Here is a 3,561-nt window from a genome sequence, read left to right on the forward strand (position 1 = left end):
CTTCGGAGAACCGCGTCTTGCCGCAGGCGACTTCCGCGTCGACGACGTTGCCGGCCAGGGGCGCCAGCCGTTCGAGCGTGTTTACGTCGAAGGTCAGCGGCACCAGCGCCGGTCGCGTTTCGACAATGGCAAGGCCGAACCGTTCGGCAAGCTCATAGCCGAAACCGGTCGCCCCCATCTTGGGGATCGACTTGCCGCCGCAGGCCACCACCAGCGACTGGCAAGTAACCAAGCCTGTGGAGAGGGTGAGCGCAAACCCCTCCACGGTTTTGCGGACATCCTCAACGCTGGCCGAGAGCGCCAGCTCCACGCCCCTGCCCTGCATTTCCGAGACCAGCATGTCGATGATCTGGCGCGCCGAGCCGTCGCAAAACAGCTGCCCAAGCGTCTTCTCGTGATAGGCAATGCGTTGGCGTTCGACGAGGGCGATGAAATCGCGCTGCGTGTAGCGACTGAGCGCCGAAATGCAGAAATGCGGATTGCCCGACAGAAAATTCTGCGGGCTGGCATGGATGTTGGTGAAATTGCACCGGCCGCCGCCGGAGATGCGGATCTTCTCGCCAGGCGCCGTCGCATGATCGAGGATCAGCACCGAACGGCCGCGCTTGGCCGTCTCCACGGCGCACATCATTCCGGCGGCACCCGCGCCGATGATCACTACATCATAGGATTGCATCAGGCTATTCGTTCCCGCTCGACCAACTCATTTGGGGCGCGCCACTTGCGCTGCCTGATACCACTTTGGCCCGATAGTTTTCTAGCAATCCCGTCCCAGCAGCCTGGTGATCTGGGGGGTGACGATTATGGTGAACAGCCCGGGATCGCTGAAAGCCCTCGCGGACAGCATTGCCCCGTGAACCGATGCCATCAGCATCTGGGCCTCCTCCTCCGGCCGGTTGTTCAAGCGGAACAAGTCCTGTTCCATTCCAGCCCGCAGCACCGACGTAAGCCATCCCGCGAGATTTTGGAAATGGGCACGAACGCGTGACGCCACCTCTTCCGGCAGCATCTGCATCTCGCCGGCGAGCATCGCGCAGACGCAGAACGACGGCGAGGCATCGCGAATGCATGTCCGCCAATAGTTCAGATAGGACTGCAGTTGTTCAGCAGGGCTTGAGAGTTCTCCCCGGAGAGACTCCAAACCCACTTCGGCCTGCCGCCTGTAACGATCCACCAGCACCGAAACCAGCTCGGCCTTCGTCGGAAAATGATGGTGGATACTCGCCTTCCTGATGCCGATGTCAGCCGAGATATCGGCATAGCTGAACCCGTTGTAGCCTCCCGCGACGATGAGAGACTGCGCGACATCGAGAATCTTTTCTGAAGTCGAAGCCATTGATTTCATATCGCCGCCTACCTTCTGGTAGGCGAACTGTCAAGGTTGCATCGTTCCCGATTCTCACAGGGAGGTGTTCCGGACATTGGGTTGACTTAGGGGTTTTGTCTACCTACTAATAGGTAGACAGCAACAAGGAATCTGCCAATGCAAAACCAATCTTTCACCCGGTCCGGATGGCTACGATCCTATTATTTCGCACGCGCCATATTTTCTATCGCCTGGGTTGCTGCCGCCATCCTGTTCAACGGGCAACCCGGTCCCACCGCGTTTCTGCTCGTGATCTACCCGGCATGGGACGCTCTCGCCAATCTGGTTGACGCCAGGGTAAATGGCGGCCTGAAGGCCAACTCGTCCCAGGCTTTGAATGTCGTGGTCAGCACGATAACGGCGCTCGCCGTCATCGTGGCGGTTAACAACAGCATGTATGCCGTTCTGGCCGTGTTTGGGGTTTGGGCGATCCTCTCAGGCCTGCTGCAGCTGAACACGGGACTAAAGCGTTGGCGCTACCAAGGCGCACAATGGCCGATGATCCTCAGTGGTGAGCAGTCGGCCCTCGCCGGCGGCTTCATGATCAGCCGATCCCTCGGCACGGCTGCGCCGACGATTCTGGACATCGCCCCTTATGCCGGGTTCGGCGCGTTTTACTTTCTGCTTTCCGCAATTTGGCTTGTCGTAGCAGCCTATCGCAAGGCAAACGCCTAGGTGCTGCCCGATCCGGCGGCGGCAAGGTGAAAGTCATCTGCCGCCGTCGAAAGGGCAAGCATCGCTCACTCTTTGCCGCATCGGCTGCCGTTCTGGTTCAAAGACGCGTAGCGTCCTGCTCAGGGGCGCGACCGCTGCCTTAGATCAGCGTCTCGGCGAACAACGTCGTCAGCCGCTTCCAATGGCGTTCGGCACCCGCGGCGTTGAAAACGCTATGATCGGGCACGCACCAGCCATGCGCCATCCCGGCATAGTTCTCGATGACATGGTCGACTTCCGCAACCCGCAACGCTTCCTCCAATCGCATCGATTGTTCCGGCGGGAAACTTCTGTCGACACCCGACATGCCGACATAGACGCGCGCCTTGATGGAGGCTGCCTTGCGATGCGGGCTGTCGGCGGCGTCGCTGGCCAGATTGCCGCCATGGAAGCTTGCGGCCGCCCTTATCCTGTCGGGATAGTTAGCGGCGGCGTTCAACGCCCGGCCGCCACCCATGCAATAGCCGACGGTGCCGATCGGCCCGGTGATGCCCTCGGCAGCAAGCGCGTCGAGGAACGCACCGCTGTCGCTGATGGTCATCTCCTGTGTCGTGCCGGTGACCAGCGCCATCAGCGGGATTTTGGTCTTTTCCTCGGCGAAGGCGGTCTTGGCGTCGAACGGCCCGTAGGGCGCATTGCGGTAGAATAGGTCGGGCACCAGCACCGCATAGCCTTCATTCGCGAGCCGCTCGGCCATACCGTCGAGCGCCGGCCGCGGACCGAAGGCGTCCTGATAGAGAATGACGCCGGCCTTGGCAGGAGATGCGTTTGCCGAGTGGAAAAGCCCGGCATTGGCAACACCATCCCTGGTCTTGATCTGAATGTCGTGTTTCGTCATCGCCCGCTCCGTTCGACTGATGCGCGATACATATCCGCGCAAGGCCATACGGCAAGGCATTCCCGGGGCGTGGCAGTCAACATTTCGTGCAGGATTGCGGACGCTATTGCTCGCCCTCGCGCACGGTCCGCGCGCCGACATGCAGCGCACGGCCGGCACCGAGCCCCATGATGGCTACGCCAAGCCCGAGCGCGACGAACAGGAACGCCGTTCCCGAGAAACTGCCGGTCCAGTCGCGGATCAGGCCCACCAGCAGCGGACCGAATGCCGCCAGCACATAGCCGACGCCTTGCGCCATGCCTGAAAGATGCGCGGCGACATGCGAATCCGGCGAACGCAGCACGATCAAGCTCATGGCAGCCGCGATAAGGCCACCTTGCCCGATGCCTTGCAGGACCGCCCAGAACAGCATCGTCGAGGTCGGCGCAAAGAGAATGCCGAGCAGCGCGACCACCGCCGTGGCAACGAGCGCCACATTGATGCCGCGCTGGTCCTTCAGCCGCATCGCAAAGGATGGCACGGCGAGGCAGGTGATGACCTGCGCCATCACTGACACCGAAACCATGGCGCCAGCGGTGGCCGCATCGAAGCCACGCTCGCGCAGGATCGGCGCCAGCCAGCCGAAGATGCAATAGGCGAGCGC

Annotated in this window: 5 protein-coding genes; 1 reads left to right on the top strand and 4 read right to left on the bottom strand. The window is 61.6% G+C overall.

Annotated elements, in window-relative coordinates:
- Positions 1-676 (bottom strand): aminoacetone oxidase family FAD-binding enzyme (locus EN964_RS29025; RefSeq protein ID WP_127277039.1); only part of this gene is annotated, 676 nt, incomplete at its 3' end.
- An 81-nt stretch (positions 677-757) separates the two neighbouring features.
- A complete protein-coding gene (locus EN964_RS29030; RefSeq protein ID WP_127267739.1) occupies positions 758-1,345 on the bottom strand; it encodes a TetR/AcrR family transcriptional regulator in 588 nt (195 codons plus the stop codon).
- Positions 1,346-1,483: 138 nt separating this feature from the next.
- On the opposite strand from EN964_RS29030, the gene EN964_RS29035 reads away from it, so the two are divergent.
- A complete protein-coding gene (locus EN964_RS29035; protein WP_127267738.1) occupies positions 1,484-2,041 on the top strand; it encodes a DUF308 domain-containing protein in 558 nt (185 codons plus the stop codon).
- Positions 2,042-2,180: 139 nt separating this feature from the next.
- On the opposite strand, the gene EN964_RS29040 is transcribed toward EN964_RS29035, so the two are convergent.
- Positions 2,181-2,918, bottom strand: a complete 738-nt coding sequence (locus EN964_RS29040) for a dienelactone hydrolase family protein (protein WP_127267737.1) — start codon at positions 2,916-2,918, stop codon at positions 2,181-2,183.
- Between the two features lie 103 nt (positions 2,919-3,021).
- Positions 3,022-3,561 (bottom strand): MFS transporter (locus tag EN964_RS29045; protein WP_127277041.1); only part of this gene is annotated, 540 nt, incomplete at its 5' end.

Source organism: Mesorhizobium sp. M7A.F.Ca.CA.001.10.2.1, from assembly GCF_003998575.1.
Classification (GTDB): Bacteria; Pseudomonadota; Alphaproteobacteria; order Rhizobiales; family Rhizobiaceae; genus Mesorhizobium.

Excerpts from the sequence above, each read along its gene's own strand:
- EN964_RS29030 (WP_127267739.1), bottom strand. The coding sequence starts at position 1,345 with ATGAAATCAATGGCTTCGACTTCAGAAAAGATTCTCGATGTCGCGCAG.
- EN964_RS29040 (WP_127267737.1), bottom strand. The coding sequence starts at position 2,918 with ATGACGAAACACGACATTCAGATCAAGACCAGGGATGGTGTTGCCAAT.
- EN964_RS29035 (WP_127267738.1), top strand. The coding sequence starts at position 1,484 with ATGCAAAACCAATCTTTCACCCGGTCCGGATGGCTACGATCCTATTAT.